A 21,104-nucleotide genomic window follows, 5' to 3' on the forward strand; every position below is an offset into this window, starting at 1 on the left:
CCACCTTCTCCCCTTGTGGGAGAAGGTGGATTGGCGCGCAGCGCCGAGACGGATGAGGCGTGCTGGAAGGAATGAGACGCCGGCGCTCCCTGGAACACCGCTCATCCGATCGAGCTTCGCTCGGCCACCTTCTCCCACAAGGGGAGAAGGAGAGGTTGGCGCCCTACTTCCCACGTGCCCGCTCCTCGGCCTGCGCTGCCAGGATCTTCTTCACCTCGGCGAGCAGCTCGCTCTCCGCCACCGTGACCTGCGCCGGGCGCGCGGCGCGCCATTCCGCGTTATCGGTGATCTCGGCCGACAGGCGCGCGCCTTCGATCAGGTCCTTGATCTGCACCTCGCCCTTGACGCGCTCGTCGCCGCCCTGGATGACGGCGACCGGGCTGCCGCGGCGGTCGGCGTATTTCAGCTGCGCCTTCATGCCGGCACCGCCGAGATACATTTCCGAGCGAATGCCGGCGGCGCGCAGATCGGCGACCATCTTCTGGTAGCGGCCGAGGCTTTCCGTATCCTTGTCCATGACCAGAACCACGACCGGAGCAACGACGTCGGAAGTGTCGAGCTTGCCGAGGTTCTTCAGCGCCGTCATCAGCCGCGAGACGCCGATCGAGAAGCCGGTCGCCGGTACCGGCTCGCCGCGGAAGCGCGAGACCAGCCCGTCATAGCGGCCGCCGCCGCCGACCGAGCCGAAGCGCACGATCTGGCCGTCCTCGTTGGGGATCTCGGCCAGCAGCTCGGCCTCGAAGACCGGGCCGGTGTAATATTCGAGGCCGCGCACGACGGAGCGGTCCATCGCAACGCGGTCCTCGCCATATCCTGCAGCCCTGACCAGAGCTTCAATCGTTGCAAGTTCGCCGACGCCTTCCTGATACACAAGGTTGGCACCGACGGTGGAATCCTGGCCAGCCTGTCCCTTCCTTGCCGTTGCGAGAAGAACCGCTTCGGCCTGCGCGTCATTCAGCCCCGCGCCCTTTGCGAAATCGCCTTCGCCTTCCTTGCCGCCATCCCATCGTCCCGGGCCAAGCAGCAGCCTCACGCCTTCCGGCCCGAGCTTGTCCAGCTTGTCGATGGCGCGCAGCACCGTCAGCCTGCGCCCGGCATTCTCCTCACCGCCAAGCCCAATCGCCTCCAGCACACCGTCCAGCACCTTGCGGTTGTTGACGCGGATGACGTAGTCGCCGCGCTTGATGCCAAGCGCCTCCATCACGTCGGCCATCATCATCGCCATCTCGGCGTCGGCGGCGACGCCCGGCGCGCCGATGGTGTCGGCGTCGAACTGCATGAACTGGCGGAAGCGGCCGGGGCCCGGCTTCTCATTGCGGAACACCCAGCCGGACCGGTAGCTGCGATAGGGTTTCGGCAGGCGGTCGTAATTCTCGGCGACGAAACGCGCCGTCGGAGCCGTCAGGTCGTAGCGCAGCGACAGCCACTGGTCGTCATCGTCCTGGAACGAGAAGACGCCTTCGTTCGGGCGGTCCTGGTCGGGCAGGAATTTGCCCAAAGCATCGGTATATTCGATCATCGGCTGGTCGACCGGCTCGAAACCGTAAAGCTCATAGACCGACCGTATGGTAGCCATCATCTTCTCGACGGCGCGAATGTCTTCTGCGCTGCGGTCGGCAAAACCGCGCGGCAGGCGCGCTTTCGTCTTTTCCGATTTGTCGGCCATGGATGGGTCTTTTCGCTGTCTGAACGCTGACTTATTTCGAGCGGGCGTGTCCTAGACGATACCGCCTTGGGCGGCAAGGGTTGGGGCCTTTCCCTTCTCCTTGTGCGAGAAGGAAAGGCCGCGCCTTCGAAACAAAACGACGCCAAGAACGAAACAATTGCGTCACCGGCGCGGCATGCTGCCGACACAATCGAGGACCACAAAGCGCGCCGAAACAAGGGGTTCGGGCCATGACGACCACGGAAGACATCATCGAGAGCAAGCCGGTTGCCAAGCTCCGGCCGGCCGGCAGCGCCACCCCCAAGCCGGCGCAGCAGCCGGCAGGGCCGTTCGAGGTCGTGGCGGAAGCCCACAAGCCGACGGTGCGCGACGCGCTGGTGACCGGACTGCTGGTGATCTACCCGGCCTTTGCTGCCGTGGCGGCCATCATCGCCGGGCTGTTTCTGACAAGCGCCGGTAGCCTCTGATCTTCCGCACCCTACAATCTGAGGACGCGTAGCGTCGGAGGCGATGAGCTCGGTTTTGCGACCCGACCCGCGCCTTCGGCGCGACCTGCCCACAAGGGGCCATAAGGGGCGGGTAGAGGTGACGCTATTTCGGTCTCCTGAACCTCTGCCGCTCGGCCTCCACCTCTGCCCGGCAGACACAGCCTTCGAGATGGTCGTTGACCAAGCCCATCGCTTGCATAAAGGCGTAGACGGTCGTCGGGCCGACGAAGCTCCAGCCGCGCTTCTTCAGTTCCTTCGAGATCCGGACCGAGACCGCCGTCGTCGGATTGGCGCGCAGATGCGCAAGGTCGACAACCGTCGGCCGCTCGTCAGGCCCCGGCTCGAACTTCCAGAACCAGGCGGCCAGCGAGCCGAATTCATCTGCCATTTCACGGGCGCGGCTAGCGTTGTTGATGGTCGAGACGATCTTGCCGCGATGGCGGATGATGGCGACATTGCCGAGCAGACGCTCGACATCCTTGTCGGTGAACGCCGCCACCTTGTCGAAGTCGAAATTGGCGAAAGCCTCGCGGAAATTCTCGCGCTTGCGCAGGATGGTCAGCCAGGAGAGACCGGACTGGAAGCCTTCGAGGCAGATCTTTTCGAAGAGCCGGCGATCGTCCGCCACGGGCCGGCCCCATTCATGGTCGTGATAGTGCAGATAGTCCGGCAGATTGCCGTGCCAGAAGCAGCGCGTGATACCGTCGGGGCCGTCGAGCAGGCCGGCATGTTCTTGTTCCATTGTCGGAAATCCGTCCGTTAATGCGCCAAAGCGTCGGTTTTACGGTGGCTTTACCAGATTCCTGAACCGGCCGGTAACCACACCACAAAGTTTACTGACAAGTCGGCATTTTACGCATTTCGATTCATGTTTTGCTTGCCGCTCAGCGCCAAGGATCGCGACGCCGAGGCCTCTTCCCTGCCCTCGGACGAGTTCGACGATCAAGGTGCGTTCCGATGAAGACAGCGTTCACTTTCGTGCTCGGCGCAGCCGCGGTGCTTGCCGCCGGCGCGACGACCTCTTTCGCCAATGACCGTTATGCCGACAGGCCGCCCGTGATGGTGAGCCCGGACCTTTCAGCGCCTTGGGTGCTGCAGCTCGGCCATGCGCCAGGGATCGTGCGCCCGAGCCGCCAGGCGACCCAGCAGCCGCTGCGACGGCTTTTCCAGGCGCAGCCCGACCAGCGGCGCACCGCAGCCGTGCGGCAGCCTGCCAAGCGCATGGTGATGCGGCCACAGATCAACCCGATCTACCTGCCTCAGGAAGTCGCCTATGACGGGCCGCAGAAGCCGGGCACGATCGTCATCGATACCCACCAGAACTTCCTTTATCTGGTCGAGAAGGACGGCAAGGCGCGCCGTTACGGCGTCGGCACCGGCAAGCCCGGTTTCGAATGGTCGGGCACGCACAAGATCACCGACAAGAAAGTGTGGCCGGACTGGCGCCCGCCGGCGGCAATGATCGCCCGCGAGGCGGCCAAGGGCCGCTACCTGCCGACCTATCTGGCCGGCGGCATCGAGAACCCGCTCGGCGCGCGCGCGCTCTATCTCGGCACCACGGAATACCGCATCCACGGCACCAACCAGCCCTGGACGATCGGCGGCGCGGTGTCCTCCGGCTGCATCCGCATGCGCAACGAGGATGTTGTCGACCTCTACGAGCGCGTCAATGTCGGAACAACCGTCGAGGTGATATAGTAATTGCGAATCAGCCGGTTAGGCGGCGCTGAGCAGTTTTGGCGGTTGCTGTTGCCCCCAAGCCATAGCGCGGTTTGGCGAGACATGCTTAGACTGGCATCGAGCTAACGGGGGACGGGCCGTGTGGGGATACGGTCAGTCACGAAGGGCAGCACGGGAGACCGCGCTGCCCTTTTCGTTTCAAGCCCGTCAACGGGTCGCCCCGGAAGCAGCATGTTTCGCATTCGGGGCTGATTTCCCAGCGCACCTCTGCTATTGCAGCGCACAATCTTGGTTTTACGCAATTCCGGACGGAAAACCGCCCTTCTGGAGTTGCTCCAGAAGGCAGAGGTCCACCTATGACCCGGTCCGACGACAGCCGCTATCTCAGGGGCGGTCCGGTCGCCCAGCGCATCATCGCTTCGGTACGCGAGGAAGCGGCCATCGCCACAGCGGAAGGCTTCCCGCCGAAGCTGGTCTCGATCACCGTCGGCGACACCGACGCGGTCGACGTCTATGTGCGCAACCAGCGCGCCAAGGCCAGGCTTGCCGGCATCGGCTTCGAGGAACGGCGCTTTGCCGCCGACATCACGGCGGGCGAGCTGGAAGCCGCCATTCACGGCCTCAACGCCGATCCGCGCGTCACCGGTATCATCATCCAGCGGCCGGTGCCGGCGCATATCCCGATCAAGACGCTGCAGGCGGCGGTGCACCCGCTGAAGGACGTCGAGGGCATGCATCCGGCCTCGATCGGCAACATCGTCTACAACCAGCTCGATCTCGCGCCCTGCACGGCGGCCGCATCGGTCGAGCTTCTCAAGGAGACCCGCCTGGACCTCAAGGGGCTCGAGGTGGTGGTGGTCGGCCATTCCGAGATCGTCGGCAAGCCGATCGCCTTCCTGCTGATGAGCGAGGGCGCGACGGTGACGGTGTGCCATCACATGACGCGCTCGGTGGCCGCGCATGCGCGGCGCGCGGACGCGCTGTTCGTCGCCGTCGGCAGGCCGCGACTGATCAAAGCCGAGATGGTGAAGCCCGGCGCCTGCGTCATCGACATCGGCATCAATTCGGAAATCGGCCCGGACGGCGAGAGCCGCATCGTCGGCGATGTCGACACCGAGAGCGTCAAGGAGGTCGCCTCCTGGATCACGCCGGTGCCGGGCGGCGTCGGCCCGCTGACGGTGGCGATCCTGCTGCGCAACACCATGGTGGCGCTCAGCCGTCAGCGCGCGCTCTACCGCGCGACCTACGGTGTGGCGGACCAGCTGGCGGCTGAGTAGCTATTCCGCGCCACCCAGGCTGTTCTCGGAAACGCCATCGGGCTTCGGGCCGCCATAGGCCCAGTCGAGCAATTTTATCGTGTGCACCACCGGCAGCTTCGCCGCGGACGCGATCTGCGTGATGCAGCCGATATTGCCGGTGGCGACGATCTCGGCGCCGGTCGCTTCGATATTTTTCACCTTGCGGTCGCGCAGCTTGGCCGAAATGTCGGGCTGCAGGATGTTGTAGGTGCCGGCCGAGCCGCAGCAGAGATGCCCCTCGCGCGGCTCGCGCACGACGAAGCCCGCCTTGGCCAAAAGCTCCTTCGGCTGACGGGTGATCTTCTGGCCGTGCTGCATCGAGCAGGCGGAATGATAGGCGACGATCGTGCCCGGCTTGCGCACCGGCTCAGGCAGGTCCAGGGCAGCGAGATATTCGGTGATATCCTTAGCCACCGCCGAGACACGAGCCGCCTTTTCCGCATAGGCCGGATCGAGACGCAGCATGAAGCCGTAATCCTTGATGGTGGTGCCGCAGCCGGACGCGGTGATGATGATGGTGTCGAGCCCGCCCTGGTCTATCGCGCGCGTCCAGGCGTCGACATTTTGCCTAGCCGACGCAAGGGCCTGATCCTCGCGGCCCATGTGGTGCACCAGCGCGCCGCAGCAGCCCTCGCCTTCCGGCACCACGACCTCGACGCCGAGCCGCGTCAGCAGCGAGACGGCCGCCTCGTTGATGGCGGGATCGAGCACCGACTGGGCGCAACCGGTGAGGATGGCGACGCGGCCGCGTTTCGTGCCCTGCCCCGCATGCACCCCGGGCGAGGCGATCGGCGATGCCGGCGGGGTCGACGACGGCGCAAGCTTCAGCATGGCGGCGAGCGGCTTCAGGGTCGGCAGCTTTTCCAACAGGCCGATGAGCGGCCGGCCGAGCTGGGCGAGCTTCAGCGCGGCGCGGAAGCGGCCCGGATAGGGGAGCACGAAAGCCAGCATGGCGCGGGTCAGCCGGTCGAGCAGCGGCCGTCTGTAGGTCTGCTCGATGTGGGCGCGGGCATGGTCGACCAGATGCATGTAATTCACGCCTGACGGGCATGTCGTCATGCAGGCAAGACAGGAGAGGCAGCGGTCGATATGGGTGACGATCTCCGTGTCCGCCGGCCGGCCGTTCTCCAGCATATCCTTGATGAGATAGATGCGGCCGCGCGGCGAATCCAACTCGTTGCCGAGCGTTACATAGGTCGGGCAAGTCGCGGTGCAGAAGCCGCAATGCACGCATTTGCGCAGGATCTTCTCCGATTCCGCGACATGCGGGTCAGCGAGCTGCGCGGCTGAAAAATTGGTCTGCACGAAAAATGTCCTTATCGTCTAAGCATGATCTTTTCCGCAAACCAGTTTCCACTTTGCTGGATCATGCTCTCATTGACCGAGAAGCCAGCTTTGCGGGTCCCTGATCGGCTCGCCACGCTGCAGCGCCTGCAGGCCGAGAATGCAGCGGACGATGAACCAGACGGCAACCGCAAACATCAGCAGGAAGCCGATCGCGAGCATCATCAGGACCACCGAGATCAGCGCGTAGAGAAGGCCGATCCAGAACGTCCTGATCAGGAATGTGTAGTGGCTTTCGACATAGCCGCCCGCCTTGCCGCGATTGATGTAGGCAAGCACGAATCCGATAATGCCGGTGACGCCGACCACAAGGCTGGCGAGATAGAGAATGTAGATGACCAGCGCGTTGGTCTGGCCCGGCTCAAGCCAGCGATCGGTCTGGCGCGAGCCGCTGCCCGGGCCTGGATTGGCATTGCTCATGGTGCTGCTCCCTCCGTTGACTGAGGAAGAGTAGCAGAGCTGGAAGTAGGCGCCATGCGGCCGGGGTTGAGAATGTGCTTCGGGTCAAACTCGGCCTTGACCCGCGCGGAAAGCGCCGCCAGATGCGGCGGTTGCGGTTCGAAAACGGGGAGCGCCGCGCGATGCGAGGCAGACGCGCGCGCCAGCGTGGCGTGGCCGCCGCCATATTTGCGAATAAGACCGCGCAGCAGTTCCGCCTCTGGGTCGTCCTCGCGCATCGAAAGCCACACCAGCCCGCCCTGCCAATCATAGAAGGCATCGACCGCCGCCTGCATGCGCAGCGCCATCACCATGTGATGCGCCTCAGACGGCGGCATCGAGACGCGCCAGACCGGCCCTGCGCCGCCATCGGCAAAAGGCACACAGTCGCGGATGTCGCGCCAGATCGCCTTCGACGCTTCGCCGGCAATTTCCTGCAGCGGGCCGGCCTTGCTGAGCAGGTTTCGCAATGCCTCGGTACGGTAGACGACCGAGGGGCCAAAGCCTTCGACGCGCAGCAGCGTCGCGGCATCGCTGCCGAGATGGCCGGCGGCGACGCGCGCGGTGATCCGCTCGGGCAGGTGCGCGGCGCTCGAGACCTCGGCGCTGGAGCCCAGCGCCAGCGCCATAGCCGCAACGGCAGCATCGTCGAGCAGGCCTCGAATGGCCAAAGTCACCTCGGTTTCCGCCGCCGGCAGCACCTTGAAGGTGACGTCGGTCAGCACGGCAAGCGTGCCCCAGCTCCCCGCCATCAGCTTGGAAAGGTCGTAGCCGGTGACGTTCTTGACGACCCGGCCGCCGGACTTGAAGGCTTCGCCGCGGCCGGAAACCGCCGATATGCCGAGAATGTGGTCGCGTGCCGCACCCGCCTTGAGCCGGCGCGGACCGGATAGGTTCGAAGCCAGCACGCCGCCCAGCGTTCCCTTACCCGGCTCGCCGCCGAGCAGCGGCCCGTAATCCATCGGCTCGAAGGCGAATTGCTGGCCGTTCTCGGCAAGCAGTTTTTCGACTTCGGCGAGTGGCGTGCCGGCGCGTGCCGAAAGCACCAGCTCGGCCGGCTCGTAGAGCGTGACGCCGGTGAGCGTCGACAGGTCGAGCGTATGCTCGGTCTGCAGCGGCCGGCCAATGCCGCGCTTGGAGCCATGGCCGAGGATTTCGAGCGGGCTTTCCTCCGCGGCGGCCCATTGGATGGTGGAGAGGACTTCGGCGGGGTTGGATGGGGTGAAGGTGGTCATTGCAATCTCCGGTTCCTCCCCCCGCGAAGCGGGGGCGAGGAACCCAGGTTCTGAGACGTTCCCATCAAAACCTCGGAATGTCCGGAAACGCCACCTGGCCCCGATGCACGTGCATGCGGCCGAGCTCGGCGCAGCGGCGGAGCTGCGGGAAGACCTTGCCGGGGTTGAGCAGATGGCTGGGATCGAAGGCGCATTTGACGCGCATTTGCTGCTCGAGATCGGTCTGGTTGAACATTTCGGGCATCAGATCGCGCTTCTCGACGCCGACGCCATGCTCGCCGGTGAGCACGCCGCCGACCTCGACACACAGCCGCAATATGTCGGCGCCGAAACTCTCGGCCTTGTCGAGCTCCCCCGGCACGTTGGCGTCGTAGAGGATCAGCGGGTGCAAATTGCCGTCTCCGGCGTGGAAGACATTGGCGACCCCCAACCCGTATTTTTCGGAGAGATCGCGCATGCCGGCGAGCACCCTCGGCAGCTCCTTGCGCGGGATGGTGCCGTCCATGCAGTAATAGTCGGGCGAGATGCGGCCGACGGCCGGGAAGGCCGCCTTGCGTCCGGCCCAGAAGCTCAGCCGCTCCTGCTCCGACTGCGATATCCGGCAGGTGGTCGAGCCATTGCGGTAAGCGATCGCCTCTACGAGACCGATCAGATGATCGACCTCGACGCTCGGCCCGTCGAGCTCGACGATCAGCAGCGCCTCGACATCCAGCGGATAGCCGGCATGGACGAAATCCTCGGCCGCGTGGATCGCCGGGCGATCCATCATCTCCATGCCGCCCGGGATGATGCCGGCGCCGATGATGTCGGCGACGCATTGGCCGCCCTGCTCGCTGGTCGGAAAGCCGATCAACAGCGCGCGTGCCGTCTCCGGCTTCTTCAGGACGCGCACCGTCACCTCGGTGACGACGCCGAGCAGGCCTTCCGAACCGGTCATGACGCCGAGCAGGTCATAGCCTTCCTGATCGAGATGGCTGCCGCCGAGCCGCACCACCTCGCCATTTATCAGCACCATCTGGATGCCCAGCACATTGTTGGCGGTAAGCCCGTATTTCAGGCAATGCACGCCGCCGGAATTTTCCGCGACATTGCCGCCGATCGAGCAGGCGATCTGGGAGGATGGATCGGGGGCATAGTAAAAGCCCTCGTGCTCGACGGCGGCGGTGATGCCGAGATTGGTGACGCCCGGCTGGGCGACGACGACACGGTTCGGATAGTCGATCGCGAGGATGCGGTTGAAGCGGCTCATCACCAGAAGCACGGCATCTTCGAGCGGCAGCGCGCCGCCCGACAGCGACGTGCCGGAACCGCGCGGCACGACGCGGATATTCCGCTCGTTGCAATATTTCAGCACGCGGGAGACCTGCGCCACCGTCTCGGGCAGCACGACGACCAGCGGCAGTTGCCGATAGGCGGTCAGGCCGTCGCTCTCGAAGGCGCGCATCTCGGTGGCCGTGTCGACAACGCCCTCGCCCGGAACGATGATGCGCATGTCGGCGACGATCTCGGCGCGCCTGCGCAGCGTCCCGGCATCTGGCTTGGGCATGGCAAGGCCGGACATCGAAGCCTCCTCCACTCGACTGGTCAAAATCTTTTACCAGCCGGGAGCATTCCTTGCAAACGCTGCTTTGGTCGAAATCGGATGGCGAACGACGGCCGAGCTTTCGCAGCGGCAATCTGCCGCTGGCTTTCTCCCGCTTGAGGGACCCTCGAGGGGTGATGGCCGCGAAGCGGTCAGGGGGGTCGCCTCACGTAACCGCCGGCTCGTCTGGCGTCGAGGACGATCCTGGAGCTTCTCGCGCCGCGGCCCTCTCTGTGGTCTTCGGGAAATCTCCCGGTCGAGGGGAAGTTCACTCGCCCGGATGCTTGGCCGGCTCGGAGTGCATCTTCCGCACGCGGCGCACGCCCCACCAGACGAGCAGGATGGCGACCGGCACCGAAGCCGCGGTGACGACTTCCGGCGCGAAGGCATGGCCGAAGCTCGACGCGCCTTTGGCGACATAGCCGATGAGGCCGACGACATAATAAGAGACGGCAGCGACGGAGAGGCCTTCGACCGTCTGCTGCAGGCGCAACTGCAGCCTGGCGCGATTGTTCATCGAGGCCAGCAGGTCGCGGTTCTGCTTCTCGACGTCGACATCGACCCAGGTGCGCAGCAACGTGGTGGCGCGGGTGAGTTTTCGCGAGAGGTTCGCCTGGCGCTCCTCCACCGAGCGACAGGTTCGCATCGCCGGCGCCATGCGCCGCTGCAGGAAGCCTGCCCAGGTGTCGTAGCCCTGTACCGACTCCTCATCCAGCGCCTCCAGGCGCTCGCTGACGATGCCGTCATAGGCGCGGCTGGCGCCGAAACGGTAGAGGCTGGATGCCGCATCGGCCTCCAATTCGGCGGCAAGTTCGGTGAGGTCGGCGAGCAAGGTCTGGCTATCGCGGGTCTCGACCGCCTTCATTTCAAGCGTCGTCTGCGCCAGCCGGTCCTCGATGCGGCGGGCGCGCCCAGACAGCGTCAGCGCCAGCGGCAGGCCAAGCATGGCGAGCGTCCGGTAGGTCTCGATGTCGATCAGCCGTTGCGACAAGGCGCCGGTGCTGGCCGGCGTCAGGCCGCGGTCGAGCACCAGCATGCGGGTCAGCCCGTCACCATCCTGGCGAAAGTCGGTGACGATGGCCGCCGCACCGCGCTCGACCAGCGAATAGCAGAGGCTGGTCGGATCGAAGCCGGCGATCAGCTTCTCGCTCGCCTGCGTCCATTTGCGGATTTCGAGCCGGATGCCGGAGATCACCGTTCCCGGCGGCGAGAAGCCGTTGCCGAAAGGCGAGTCCTCCTGGCCCCGGCTGCTTTCGGCCAGCGGCCCTTCCCAGAGATAGGTCGAGAACTCCGTGTGCCGTTCCCAGCGCAAGGTGCCCTTGCCCCATTTCATGGCATGGTGGCGGGCATGGCGTTCGGGCGCTGCGATGCCCAAGCGCCGCGACAGGTCCGACAGCACGGCAAGGTCGACGGCCGAGCCGCCTTCGGTCATGAACGAGAGTTGGATGAGCACGCGCGGCTTCTCGACCAGCGGGTGCGGACGAGCATGGACCTCGCCTAGCGCGCCGGGGCGACCCTCATGGGCCGGAAAGCCCATGACGCTGCCCTGGGCACGCGGCTGAGATTCGAGATTGGCGTCCGACACGGCTGGTCCCCCTGGTTTCGACCCTTCGTGCAATCGCGTTGTCTTGCGGCAATCGGCAGGGGCCGTAAATAGCAAATTTCAGCTGCAGCCGATTCACAGAGCCGCCGAGGAGTCGACCTGATTCGGCGAATTGGATAAATAATTTGACCAGTTGGCGACGGAGGCTTAGATCTGCGCGACATCCATTCCGTTTCCAGGCGCGCTTCCATTGAGCGATATCTTCTCCAGGATCGAGCATTCGCGCACCGCCGACGAGGTGGTGCAGCAGATCGAGAGCCTGATCCTCGAGGGCGTGCTGCGCACCGGCGACCGGCTGCCGGGCGAGCGCGAGCTGGCGCGTCAGTTCGACGTGTCGCGGCCGATCCTGCGCGACGCGCTGAAGGCGCTGGAAGGACGCGGGCTGCTGACCACCAGACCGGGCGGCGGCACGCATGTCGCCGACGTCATCGGCCAGCTTTTCACCAAGCCGGTGACCGATCTGATCTCGATGCACCGCAAGGCGGTGACCGATTATCTGGAATACCGGCGCGAAGTCGAGGCAATCGCGGCCGAATACGCGGCGCGGCGAGCGACGCCCGAGGATCTGGCGCTGCTCGACCGCATCATGGCGCGCATGGACGAGGCGCACCGTACCGGCGACTTCGACGACGAGGCGGAAATCGATGTCGAATTCCACCACGCGGTCTGCGAATGCGCGCACAACATCATCCTCCTGCACACGCTGCGCTCCTGCTACCGGCTGCTCTCCGAGGGCGTGTTCCAGAACCGGTTGCTGGTCTTCACCGTGCCCGGCGCGCGCGAGGCGTTGCTTGAGCAGCACCGGGCAATCCACGCCGCGATCAAGGCGGCGGATCCTGCCGCAGCCCGCAAGGCGGCGATGGACCACATTACCTATGTCGAGCGCTCCATGGCTGAGGCCGAGCGCAGCGGCGACTGGCAGCGCGTGTCACGGCTGAGGCTCAGGCAGCGCTCGGAAGCCGGCGACATCGAACCGACACGCAAACGCTCCTAAGCACTGATCACGCGGGGACTACCATGAGCGACATCCTCACCATCGCCGACCTCAAGGACATGGCGCGCCGCAAGGTGCCGAAGATGTTCTTCGACTATGCCGATTCCGGCGCCTGGACGGAGAGCACCTACCGCGCCAACGAGGAGGACTTCGGCAAGATAAAATTCCGCCAGCGCGTGCTGGTCGACATGAGCAACCGCTCGCTGGAATCGACCATGATCGGTGAGAAGGTGGCGATGCCGGTGGCGTTGGCACCGACCGGGCTGACCGGCATGCAGCATGCCGACGGCGAGATGCTCGCGGCGCAGGCGGCTGAGGAATTCGGCGTGCCGTTCACGCTCTCGACCATGAGCATCTGTTCGATCGAGGATGTCGCCTCGGTGACCAAGAAGCCGTTCTGGTTCCAACTCTACGTGCTGCGCGACAAGGATTTCGTCGTCGATCTCATCGACCGCGCTAAGGCGGCGAAATGCTCGGCGCTGGTGCTGACGCTTGACCTGCAGATCCTCGGTCAGCGTCACAAGGACGTGCGCAACGGGCTGTCGGCACCGCCCAAGATGACGCTCGCCAACATTATCGATCTCGCCCTCAAGCCGCGCTGGTGCCTGGGGATAGCGGGCACGCCGCGCCGCACCTTCCGCAACATCGTCGGCCACGCCAAGGGTGTCGGCGACGTTTCTTCGCTGTCGTCCTGGACGACGGAGCAGTTCGACCCGCAGCTGTCCTGGAAGGATGTCGCCTGGATCAAGGAGCGCTGGGGCGGCAAGCTGATCCTGAAGGGCATCCTCGACAAGGAGGATGCGTTGATGGCGGCCGAGACGGGAGCCGACGCGATCATCGTGTCCAATCATGGCGGGCGGCAGCTCGACGGCGCCGCCTCCTCGATCTCAGTGCTGGAAGAGATCGCCGACGCTGTCGGCGATCGGATCGAGGTGCATATGGATGGCGGCATTCGCTCGGGTCAGGACGTGCTCAAGGCGCTCTGCCTCGGCGCCAGGGGCACCTATATCGGCCGGCCGTTCCTTTACGGACTCGGCGCGATGGGCAAGGCGGGCGTCACCAAGGCGCTGGAGATCATCCGCAAGGAGATGGACATCACGCTGGCGCTGTGCGGTAAGCGTCTGGTAACCGACATGGGCAAGGACCAGCTGCGGCGCTAGGGGCTTATTCACCGATCCGCCCTAGTTTCCCGTGATGACAGACACGGGAAGACGTCGCCTTGACTGAAGCCGGCATCCACTATCTCGACGCGCGCGGGCCGAAAGGCATACGCATCTATGCCATCGGCGACGTGCATGGCCGTCATGACCTGCTCGCCGCCATGCACAGCCGGATAGCAAGCGATCTGGAGTACGGACCAAAGTCCGATTGGCGCATCATCCATCTCGGCGATTATGTCGACCGCGGACCGGACTCGAGGAACGTCATCGAATTCCTAATTGAGGCGCGGAGCCGTGATCCCCGCAACATCATGCTTGCCGGCAACCATGACATCGGCATGCTCGATTTCCTTGCCAAACCCGATCCGGAGGGTCTGTTCATGCGCTATGGCGGCGTCCAGACGGCGGCGTCATACGGGGTGAAGCTCTCGACCGGCAGCAGCTGGTTCGGCAGGTCGGACGAGGCGCTGGCGCACGGACACGCGGCCTTGGTCGAAGCAGTGCCGCAAGCCCATGTCGACTTCCTGCGCTCGCTGTCTTTTTCAGCGTGCTTCGGCGACTTCTTCTTCTGCCATGCCGGCATCCGGCCGGGGGTGCCGCTCGAAAGCCAGAACGAGCAGGACCTGATCTGGATTCGCGACGTCTTCCACAATTACCCGGGGCTGTATCCCAAAGTGATCGTGCACGGGCATACGCCGGTGCCGGACGTCGAGGTAATGGCCAACCGCGTCAATCTCGACACGCTCGCCTGGCAGGCGGGAACGCTCAGCGCACTTGCCGTCGACGGCGCTGAAAAGCGCATTCTGACGGTCGAGGGAATGGCGTTCTGGCCATGACCCCAAGTGTGGGATCAGCTTTCCCTTTGTCGGGAAGGATCAGGCTCTAGCGAAGCGCGGCGGTGACGCCGTAGCCGTCGACGGCCTGGTGATTGTTTGCAGCGTCGGCAGAATAAATGCCGAGGCCGCAAACGACGATGGCAGACAGCATTACAAAGGACAAAAGCGCTGCTTTCACGGACGTCATCTCTGGTTGAGCTTTCTGCATCTGTGCACGAGGCGGTTACCAATGCGTTGAAACGATAAAATGCGTCTCAATGTTTCGACGATTTCGCGCTTCTAAGCAGATTCTGTATCGCCGGTGTGTCGCTTGGATCACACAACAGGTTCATCGCGGTTGCACGGACGATACAGAGGGCGCCCTCTTAGGCGGGCGGCCGGACACAAACCAAGAATGAAGTGCGTTTTCCCCAGGCGGAACTGCCGCCGCGTGCCAATTATGTCACGCTCCGCGGCGGTGCGACGGTCAGATCGTCGCCACCCAGGCACGCGCGATCGCGAGCCCTGCGGCGTCGGCGTGCGGTCCGTTGCTAGCCATCTCGTAGTCGAGCCTGCCGGTCCAGTCGGGATGGCGCTCGGCGATCAGCGCCGCGAAGGAGGTGCTCCAGTCGCGCACCAGCGGGCGATCCGCCTCGAAATGGAACTGGAAGCCATAGACGGCGCGGCCAATACGAAAAGCCTGGTTCGCCGCGACATCATTGCCCGCAAGACGCACGGCCTTCTCGGGTAGGTCGAACGTATCGTCGTGCCATTGGAAAGTCGGGAACTTTTCCGGCAAGGTGCCGAGAACAGGGTCGTGCTTGGCTTCGGCCGTCACCGACACCCCGCACCAGCCGAATTCAACCGCACCGCCGATGTGGTTGTCGGCGCCAAAGGCGCGGGCGACGAGCTGGCCGCCGAGGCAGATGCCAAGCACCGATCGGTCCTTGCCGGCGAAATCGCGCGTCAATTCGAGCAAGGCGGGAAAATAGGGATAGTCGTCGTCGGCCAGCGCATTCTGCCCCCCGCCCAGAACCACCATGGCATCGTGACCGTTCGCGTCCCGGGGCAGCGGATCGCCTTGGTAGGGGCGGCGCAAGTCAAGCTCGGCGCCAGCCTCCGCGAGAGCGGCGCCGACTTGGCCGAGGCCGGTATTGTCGTAGTTCTGGACCACCAGCACCCGCATCCCCGAATCCCTGCTGACATGAAAATGACGGTGGGAGCGATATCATGCCGCCTCGGTTTCAGCCAAGCCGCGCGCCGGAGAGAAAGCTATGCCACTGCAGAACCGGGTCGATCCGTTCGGCGTCATCCATGCCGTGCCCGAGCGCGGCCTCTTCACCGGTAATCGCGGTATCGTCCATGACCCCGAGACTAAAACGCTTCTGAGGAAGCGTTGGGCGCTGCCGGCCTGGATCATCTGCGTCTGCCAATTCCGCGGCGTGCGACGCGAGCCGATGGGCCGCAATCGGCCTGGAGGAAAGGCCGGCTGGACCGAACTGTTCTTTCTCGACGAGGTGACGGCGCTCGCGGCCGGTCACCGGCCCTGCTTCTACTGCCGGCGCGACCAAGCGAGAGATTTCGTGCGGCGCTTCGGAAAGGTCTTCGGCATTGCCGAACCGCGCGCGCCGATGGTCGACAAGCGGCTGCACAAGGAGCGGCTGGCCTCCGGCGGGCGTCCGCCGACCGTCTCATCGGACGAACTCGCCGGTTTGCCGGATGGAGCAGTCGTGGCCGAGGGTGAGACCGCCTACGCGCTCCGCGCCAGCAAGGCGCTCGAATGGTCCTTCGCAGGCTATGCCGAGCCCGTCTTGTTCAATCGCCTCGCCGGGCGATCGCTGCGACTGCTCACGCCTGCCACAAGTGTTTCGGTGCTGAGACATGGTTACGCGCCGGTCTGGCATCCGTCCGCCGATACTTGACGACAACCCGCGCCTCGCCCATTGCTCGGCCATGCGCGCCAACTACAAAATGCAGCGGCTGTTCGTGCCGGACGATCTCGGACCGGGCTTCGAATTCGATGCTGGACAGCAGCAGAGCCACTATCTCGCGCATGTGATGCGGCTCGGCGAAGGCGCGAAGGTCCTGCTCTTCAACAGCCGCGACGGCGAGTGGTCGGCTTCGATCGCCGCCAAGACCAAGAAAGCCGTGCGGCTCAAGGTGCTTACCCTGCAGCGGCCGCAGCCGCCGCTGCCCGATCTCGTCTATTGCTTCGCCCCGCTAAAGCAGGGCCGGCTCGACTATCTGGTGCAGAAAGCGGTCGAAATGGGCGCCGGCATCCTGCAACCGGTCATCACCCAGCACACACAAGTGGCCAAGCCTGGCATCGATCGGCTGCGCGCCAATGTCGTCGAAGCGGCCGAGCAATGCGGCATCCTGGCGGTGCCAAAGGTGTGCGAAGCAGAGAAGCTGGAGCGGCTGCTCGGCGGCTGGGACAAGGAACGGCGGCTGATCTTCTGCGACGAGGATGCCTCGACCAACAATCCACTGCCAGCCTTGCAGAAGGTAAGCGAGAAGAAACTCGCGCTGCTGGTGGGGCCGGAGGGCGGCTTTTCCGATGACGAGCGCAGGATGCTGCGGGCGCTGCCCTTCGTCAGCGCCATTCCGCTCGGGCCGCGCATCCTGCGCGCCGACACGGCGGCGGTCGCGGCGCTCGCGGTGATGCAGGCGACGATCGGCGACTGGTGATCAAATCCAGTTGAGGCGTGGCTCAGGATTTTTCGCTTGATCGGCTACTGACATTTCGTCCATCTAGCGCCCGGCGGCTAGCTGACGGCTGCGGAGGGCTTTCTTATGGCGCGCGACACAACCGATATCCAGCCCATCGAAGGCATCGACGAACTCGTCGGCTATCTGGCGGCGGGCAACAAGCCGCGCGACAAATGGCGGATCGGCACCGAGCACGAGAAGTTTCCCTTCTATGTCGATGGCAACGCGCCGGTGCCCTATGGCGGCGAGCGCGGCATCCGCGCCATCCTGGAAGGCATGCAGGAAAAGCTCGGCTGGGATCCGATCATGGATGCCGGCCGCATCATCGGCCTGGTCGAGCCGACCGGCCAGGGCGCGATCTCGCTGGAGCCGGGCGGGCAGTTCGAGCTCTCCGGCGCGCCGCTGGAGACGATCCACCAGATCTGCCGCGAGGGCAACGCGCATCTGGCGCAGGTGCGCGAGATCGCCGAGCCGCTCGGCATCCGCTTCCTCGGCCTCGGCGGCAGCCCAAAATGGTCGCTTGCCGAAACGCCGAAAATGCCGAAGTCGCGCTACGAGATCATGACTCGCTACATGCCGAAGGTCGGCTCCAAGGGCCTCGACATGATGTATCGCACCTGCACGATCCAGGTGAATCTCGACTTCGAAAGCGAATTTGACATGCGCCGCAAGATGCAGGTGTCGCTGAAGCTGCAGCCGCTGTCGACGGCGCTGTTCGCCAATTCGCCCTTCACCGAGAGCCGGCCGAACGGGCTGCAGAGCTGGCGCGGCGACATTTGGCGCGACACCGACAACCAGCGCTCCGGCATGCTCGAATTCTGCTTCGCGCCGGATTTCGGGTTTGCCGACTATGTCGAATGGGCGCTCGACGTGCCGATGTATTTCGTCATCCGCGACGGGCAGTATCACGACATGACGCGCTACACCTTCCGCCAGTTCATGGCGGGTGCCGCGCGCACGCAAGTGCCCGACGGCCTGCCGACGATGGGCGACTGGGCGAACCACCTCTCCACCCTCTTCCCCGATGTGCGGCTGAAGCGCTTCCTCGAGATGCGGGGCGCCGACGGCGGACCGTGGCGGCGCATCTGCGCGCTGCCGGCTTTCTGGGTCGGCCTGCTCTATGACGAGCAGGCACTCGACGCCGCGGAGACGCTGACCTCGAGCTGGACCTACGAAGAAGCGCTGGCGATGCGCAACGCCGTGCCGGAGCACGGGATTTCGGCGCCATTCCGCAACGCCACCTTGCGCGAGGTTGCCCGCGACGTGCTGGCCATCGCCCGCACGGGTCTGAAGAACCGCGCCAAGAAGAACCGCGACGGCTATGACGAGACCTCGTTTCTCAACACGCTCGACGAGGTCGTGGCGCGCGGCACCACCAGCGCCGAGGAGATGCTTTCGGCATATCACACGCGCTGGGGCGGCTCGATCGAGCCGGTGTTCATGGAATATGCCTACTGACCGTTCGCCGGCCACCTGAGCCGTGGCTCGGCAAAAGCTGCTTCAATCGGTGATGGAAACGCAATAGGCTCCTCCGTGAGGATATTGCGGAGGAGATCTCATGCCTTCCCTGTTCGATATTTTTTTGCAAGCCCAGAACGGCGCCGGCATGCAGGCGCTGGCCCAGCAGTTTGGCCTTTCGATGCAGCAGGCGCAGGCCGCGGTGCAGGCGCTGCTGCCGGCCTTCTCACAGGGGCTTCAGCGCAACACCGCCGATCCCTATGGAATGGGCGCTTTCATGACGGCGATGGCGAGCGGCCAGCACGCCAAGTATTTCGAGGACGCGACCCGGGCCTTCACGCCGCAAGGCATCGATGACGGCAACGGCATTCTCGGCCATCTGTTCGGCTCGAAGGACCTGTCACGCGCTGTCGCGGCCCAGGCCGCGCAGGCGACCGGCCTTAGCCAGCAGGTGCTGCAGCAGATGCTGCCGGCGATGGCGTCGATGATGATGGGCGGATTGTTCAAGCAGACCAACAGCCAGATGCAGGCCGCCGGCGGCTTCGGTGGCGGCGGCAATCCTTTCGGCGAGATCATCAAGGAGATGATGCGGCAGGCGGGAGGCGGCGCGCAGGCCCCGCAGCCGGCGCCAAATCCCTATGGCGACAATCCGCTCGGCAAGGTGCTGCAAGACATGTTCGGCGGCGGCGCCCAACAGCCGCAAAGCCAACCGCAGCAGGCGCCGAACCCTTACGGCGACAATCCGCTGGGCAAGATGTTCGAGGAAATGCTGCGGCAAGGCGGCGGTTTCGGCACGCCAGACGGACAGCAGGCGCCGCAGCAATCCCAGCCGCAGCCGCAAACCAATCCGAGCGGCCGGCCGAGAAATCCATTCGACGACATCTTCGGCAGGATGTTCGAGAGCGGCGCGCAGCAGCGCGAGGAATATCAGAAGGGCATGGAGACGATCTTCGACCAGTTCAAGCGCGGGATGGACCGACGGTAGGGCGCTCAACTCAAAAGAAAAATGCCCGGTCCTGGAGGGGAACCGGGCAATGTGCAGGCAGGCCGGCGGGGAACCGGCAGGGAGTGTGCGAGCCTGCATGAAACTTGGTCGCGCCGAGCCCTCGAAAGGTTCAGCGCGAGGGCAAACGCAGCCGGCGACGCCGCTCAGGCGACCTTGCGGGCAAGATCCTCGATCATATCGGCGCGCTCTTCTGCGATTGCGCGCAGCTTCACCGTCGGATCGCGGCCGAAAGGCACGCTGACGGCGACGTGGAGGTCGGCGCGGGTCAGGCCGATATCCGCAAGCTCGGCATCCGACATCTCGCCAAGGCGATAAAAGGCGCGGCGGTTTTTCCACGCGCGAAAGGCATCGGCGACCGCATTGAGCACGCGGGTCGCAACGGCCGGACGCGTGGTGATGCGCGGGGTCTCGGAGGCGAATTCGATCGTGGTCATGTCAGTCTCTCCTTCGGAGTCGAGCGGACGAAACCATGCAATCGGCGCCTGGGAGGAGCGCCGTTGCGGTCTCGATACAGTTAACGTGACGCATGTCGTTGCCCCCAACACCGGGAGGCCACTTTTGGGCGACATGCTGTGCCTTCATGTGGACAATGGCAATTTGCCACGCCGCGATTGATTAATCCAACGAATGTTTCTAATCTTTATCATCAACACGAATGATGGATTGGACCGATGAAAGCGCCGCTCGATCTCGATCAGTTGCAGACCTTCATCTCGATTGCCGACACCGGCAGCTTCACGCGGGCTGCCGAGGAGGTGCACCGGACACAGTCTGCGGTGTCGATGCAGATGCGCCGGCTGGAGGAGCGGATCGGCAAGCCGCTGTTCGAAAAGGATGGTCGCACCAACAAGCTGACTGAGGAAGGCGAGAGGCTGCTTTCCTATGCAAGGCGGCTGATCTACCTCAACCGCGAGACTTTGGCGGCCTTCGACGACCAGCGGCTCGAAGGCACGATCCGCATCGGCACGCCGGATGACTATGCGGACCGCTTCCTGCCCGAGATCATGGCGCGCTTCTCGCGCTCCAACCCGCGTGTGGAGCTTACCGTCATCTGCGAGCCGACGCCGGGGCTGGTCGAGCACATCAAGCGCGGCAATCTCGATCTCGCGCTGGTGACGCATAACGACACGCGCGGGCAGTCGGAGGTGGTGCGCCGCGAGCCGCTTCTATGGGTCACCTCGGCCAACCACGCCACGCATGAGCAGGAAATCCTGCCGATGGCGTTCGGCCGGCCGAACTGCATCTGGCGGCGCGCGGCGGTCGACGTGCTCGACCGGCAGAACCGCGAATACCGCGTGCTCTTCTCCAGCTTCTCGGCGACCGTGATCACCGCCGCCGTGCTTTCCGGCCTCGCCATCTCGGTGCTGCCGGAATGCGCGCTCAGGCCCGGCATGCGCGTGCTCGGCGAGGCCGACGGGTTCGACGCGCTGCCGGATTGCCGCATCGGCATCATGCGCGGCCAGACCTCGCAGCCGGAGATCGTCGATGCTCTGGCCCGCCATATCGCGGAAAGCCTGGACAATATTTCCGTGCCGGTCAGCGAAGAGACGGGAAGCTTCGACTTCGCGGCACTCGCCTTCGCCAAGATGAAGCGGACCAAGGCAAACCAGATCCTGCCTGGATGGTAG

At 64.7% G+C, this 21,104-nt stretch carries 21 protein-coding genes; 11 read left to right on the forward strand and 10 right to left on the reverse strand.

From position 1 onward, the window contains the following. Positions 1 to 163 precede the first annotated feature (163 nt). Positions 164 to 1,666 carry a histidine--tRNA ligase gene (gene hisS, locus EOA49_RS05815; protein WP_127239654.1) on the reverse strand — a complete coding sequence of 501 codons (1,503 nt, stop codon included), beginning with the start codon at positions 1,664 to 1,666 and terminating at the stop codon, positions 164 to 166. A 230-nt stretch (positions 1,667 to 1,896) separates the two neighbouring features. Between hisS and EOA49_RS05820 the strand changes: the two genes are divergently transcribed. After that, positions 1,897 to 2,133, forward strand: coding sequence for a hypothetical protein (locus EOA49_RS05820; RefSeq protein ID WP_066989234.1), 237 nt, complete (start codon positions 1,897 to 1,899; stop codon positions 2,131 to 2,133). A gap of 124 nt (positions 2,134 to 2,257) precedes the next feature. Here the strand turns inward: EOA49_RS05820 and EOA49_RS05825 are convergent, their stop codons facing one another. Continuing rightward, the gene (locus EOA49_RS05825; RefSeq protein ID WP_127239653.1) at positions 2,258 to 2,896 is read right to left on the reverse strand and encodes a DNA-3-methyladenine glycosylase I; all 639 of its coding nucleotides are present in this window, start codon (positions 2,894 to 2,896) and stop codon (positions 2,258 to 2,260) included. A gap of 215 nt (positions 2,897 to 3,111) precedes the next feature. On the opposite strand from EOA49_RS05825, the gene EOA49_RS05830 reads away from it, so the two are divergent. Beyond that, complete coding sequence (locus EOA49_RS05830) at positions 3,112 to 3,852, forward strand: L,D-transpeptidase (protein ID WP_095781900.1); 741 nt, start codon at positions 3,112 to 3,114, stop codon at positions 3,850 to 3,852. A 338-nt stretch (positions 3,853 to 4,190) separates the two neighbouring features. After that, a complete protein-coding gene (locus EOA49_RS05835) occupies positions 4,191 to 5,111 on the forward strand; it encodes a bifunctional 5,10-methylenetetrahydrofolate dehydrogenase/5,10-methenyltetrahydrofolate cyclohydrolase (protein ID WP_127215717.1) in 921 nt (306 codons plus the stop codon). Here EOA49_RS05835 and glcF read toward each other — a convergent pair whose 3' ends face one another. The 5 genes from glcF to EOA49_RS05860 form a co-directional block, all read right to left on the reverse strand. Then, positions 5,112 to 6,437: a glycolate oxidase subunit GlcF gene (gene glcF / locus EOA49_RS05840; RefSeq protein WP_127215718.1), complete on the reverse strand. Its 1,326-nt coding sequence runs from the start codon at positions 6,435 to 6,437 to the stop codon at positions 5,112 to 5,114. Between the two features lie 69 nt (positions 6,438 to 6,506). Continuing rightward, positions 6,507 to 6,896 carry a DUF4870 domain-containing protein gene (locus EOA49_RS05845; RefSeq protein WP_095801080.1) on the reverse strand — a complete coding sequence of 130 codons (390 nt, stop codon included), beginning with the start codon at positions 6,894 to 6,896 and terminating at the stop codon, positions 6,507 to 6,509. Beyond that, complete coding sequence (gene glcE / locus EOA49_RS05850) at positions 6,893 to 8,149, reverse strand: glycolate oxidase subunit GlcE (RefSeq protein ID WP_127243089.1); 1,257 nt, start codon at positions 8,147 to 8,149, stop codon at positions 6,893 to 6,895. The genes EOA49_RS05845 and glcE overlap by 4 nt, the downstream gene beginning before the upstream one ends. 64 nt (positions 8,150 to 8,213) lie before the next feature. Beyond that, the gene (locus tag EOA49_RS05855) at positions 8,214 to 9,710 is read right to left on the reverse strand and encodes an FAD-linked oxidase C-terminal domain-containing protein (RefSeq protein WP_127240016.1); all 1,497 of its coding nucleotides are present in this window, start codon (positions 9,708 to 9,710) and stop codon (positions 8,214 to 8,216) included. Between the two features lie 289 nt (positions 9,711 to 9,999). Continuing rightward, entirely contained in the window at positions 10,000 to 11,316 is a 1,317-nt protein-coding gene (locus EOA49_RS05860; protein WP_127240017.1) for a DUF3422 family protein, read from the reverse strand. A gap of 208 nt (positions 11,317 to 11,524) precedes the next feature. Here EOA49_RS05860 and EOA49_RS05865 point away from each other — a divergent pair, with 208 nt between their 5' ends. From EOA49_RS05865 to EOA49_RS05875, 3 genes are read left to right on the forward strand one after another with little or no spacing between them, the layout of a single operon-like run. Beyond that, on the forward strand, positions 11,525 to 12,328 hold the full coding sequence (locus EOA49_RS05865) for an FCD domain-containing protein (RefSeq protein ID WP_067327345.1): 804 nt from the start codon (positions 11,525 to 11,527) through the stop codon (positions 12,326 to 12,328). Positions 12,329 to 12,351: 23 nt separating this feature from the next. Then, a complete protein-coding gene (locus tag EOA49_RS05870; protein WP_095801084.1) occupies positions 12,352 to 13,488 on the forward strand; it encodes an alpha-hydroxy acid oxidase in 1,137 nt (378 codons plus the stop codon). 59 nt (positions 13,489 to 13,547) lie between these two features. Beyond that, positions 13,548 to 14,324, forward strand: a complete 777-nt coding sequence (locus EOA49_RS05875; RefSeq protein WP_067327338.1) for a metallophosphoesterase family protein — start codon at positions 13,548 to 13,550, stop codon at positions 14,322 to 14,324. Positions 14,325 to 14,370: 46 nt separating this feature from the next. Here EOA49_RS05875 and EOA49_RS33925 read toward each other — a convergent pair whose 3' ends face one another. Further along, a complete protein-coding gene (locus EOA49_RS33925) occupies positions 14,371 to 14,502 on the reverse strand; it encodes a hypothetical protein (RefSeq protein ID WP_275955501.1) in 132 nt (43 codons plus the stop codon). 288 nt (positions 14,503 to 14,790) lie between these two features. After that, on the reverse strand, positions 14,791 to 15,489 hold the full coding sequence (locus tag EOA49_RS05885) for a type 1 glutamine amidotransferase (RefSeq protein ID WP_127240018.1): 699 nt from the start codon (positions 15,487 to 15,489) through the stop codon (positions 14,791 to 14,793). Positions 15,490 to 15,577: 88 nt separating this feature from the next. On the opposite strand from EOA49_RS05885, the gene EOA49_RS05890 reads away from it, so the two are divergent. The 4 genes from EOA49_RS05890 to EOA49_RS05905 all read left to right on the forward strand — a co-directional run bounded on the left by EOA49_RS05890 (position 15,578) and on the right by EOA49_RS05905 (position 19,455). Then, the gene (locus EOA49_RS05890; RefSeq protein ID WP_095825788.1) at positions 15,578 to 16,225 is read left to right on the forward strand and encodes a hypothetical protein; all 648 of its coding nucleotides are present in this window, start codon (positions 15,578 to 15,580) and stop codon (positions 16,223 to 16,225) included. Positions 16,226 to 16,256: 31 nt separating this feature from the next. Continuing rightward, a complete protein-coding gene (locus EOA49_RS05895; RefSeq protein ID WP_127240023.1) occupies positions 16,257 to 16,991 on the forward strand; it encodes a 16S rRNA (uracil(1498)-N(3))-methyltransferase in 735 nt (244 codons plus the stop codon). 105 nt (positions 16,992 to 17,096) lie between these two features. Then, on the forward strand, positions 17,097 to 18,470 hold the full coding sequence (locus EOA49_RS05900) for a glutamate--cysteine ligase (RefSeq protein ID WP_127240019.1): 1,374 nt from the start codon (positions 17,097 to 17,099) through the stop codon (positions 18,468 to 18,470). A 100-nt stretch (positions 18,471 to 18,570) separates the two neighbouring features. After that, positions 18,571 to 19,455, forward strand: coding sequence for a DUF937 domain-containing protein (locus EOA49_RS05905; protein ID WP_067327320.1), 885 nt, complete (start codon positions 18,571 to 18,573; stop codon positions 19,453 to 19,455). Between the two features lie 164 nt (positions 19,456 to 19,619). On the opposite strand, the gene EOA49_RS05910 is transcribed toward EOA49_RS05905, so the two are convergent. Further along, positions 19,620 to 19,910, reverse strand: a complete 291-nt coding sequence (locus tag EOA49_RS05910; RefSeq protein WP_067327317.1) for a DUF1127 domain-containing protein — start codon at positions 19,908 to 19,910, stop codon at positions 19,620 to 19,622. 237 nt (positions 19,911 to 20,147) lie between these two features. Here EOA49_RS05910 and EOA49_RS05915 point away from each other — a divergent pair, with 237 nt between their 5' ends. Beyond that, positions 20,148 to 21,104 (forward strand): LysR substrate-binding domain-containing protein, encoded by a 957-nt coding sequence (locus EOA49_RS05915; protein WP_067327315.1) that lies wholly within the window; start codon positions 20,148 to 20,150, stop codon positions 21,102 to 21,104.

It is taken from the genome of Mesorhizobium sp. M1A.F.Ca.IN.020.04.1.1, from assembly GCF_003997315.1.
Taxonomy (GTDB): domain Bacteria; phylum Pseudomonadota; class Alphaproteobacteria; order Rhizobiales; family Rhizobiaceae; genus Mesorhizobium.

Excerpts from the sequence above, each read along its gene's own strand:
- hisS (WP_127239654.1), bottom strand. The coding sequence starts at position 1,666 with ATGGCCGACAAATCGGAAAAGACGAAAGCGCGCCTGCCGCGCGGTTTT.
- EOA49_RS05820 (WP_066989234.1), top strand. The coding sequence starts at position 1,897 with ATGACGACCACGGAAGACATCATCGAGAGCAAGCCGGTTGCCAAGCTC.
- EOA49_RS05825 (WP_127239653.1), bottom strand. The coding sequence starts at position 2,896 with ATGGAACAAGAACATGCCGGCCTGCTCGACGGCCCCGACGGTATCACG.
- EOA49_RS05830 (WP_095781900.1), top strand. The coding sequence starts at position 3,112 with ATGAAGACAGCGTTCACTTTCGTGCTCGGCGCAGCCGCGGTGCTTGCC.
- EOA49_RS05835 (WP_127215717.1), top strand. The coding sequence starts at position 4,191 with ATGACCCGGTCCGACGACAGCCGCTATCTCAGGGGCGGTCCGGTCGCC.
- EOA49_RS05845 (WP_095801080.1), bottom strand. The coding sequence starts at position 6,896 with ATGAGCAATGCCAATCCAGGCCCGGGCAGCGGCTCGCGCCAGACCGAT.
- glcE (WP_127243089.1), bottom strand. The coding sequence starts at position 8,149 with ATGACCACCTTCACCCCATCCAACCCCGCCGAAGTCCTCTCCACCATC.
- EOA49_RS05855 (WP_127240016.1), bottom strand. The coding sequence starts at position 9,710 with ATGTCCGGCCTTGCCATGCCCAAGCCAGATGCCGGGACGCTGCGCAGG.
- EOA49_RS05870 (WP_095801084.1), top strand. The coding sequence starts at position 12,352 with ATGAGCGACATCCTCACCATCGCCGACCTCAAGGACATGGCGCGCCGC.
- EOA49_RS05885 (WP_127240018.1), bottom strand. The coding sequence starts at position 15,489 with ATGCGGGTGCTGGTGGTCCAGAACTACGACAATACCGGCCTCGGCCAA.
- EOA49_RS05890 (WP_095825788.1), top strand. The coding sequence starts at position 15,578 with ATGCCACTGCAGAACCGGGTCGATCCGTTCGGCGTCATCCATGCCGTG.
- EOA49_RS05895 (WP_127240023.1), top strand. The coding sequence starts at position 16,257 with ATGCGCGCCAACTACAAAATGCAGCGGCTGTTCGTGCCGGACGATCTC.
- EOA49_RS05900 (WP_127240019.1), top strand. The coding sequence starts at position 17,097 with ATGGCGCGCGACACAACCGATATCCAGCCCATCGAAGGCATCGACGAA.
- EOA49_RS05905 (WP_067327320.1), top strand. The coding sequence starts at position 18,571 with ATGCCTTCCCTGTTCGATATTTTTTTGCAAGCCCAGAACGGCGCCGGC.
- EOA49_RS05910 (WP_067327317.1), bottom strand. The coding sequence starts at position 19,910 with ATGACCACGATCGAATTCGCCTCCGAGACCCCGCGCATCACCACGCGT.
- EOA49_RS05915 (WP_067327315.1), top strand. The coding sequence starts at position 20,148 with ATGAAAGCGCCGCTCGATCTCGATCAGTTGCAGACCTTCATCTCGATT.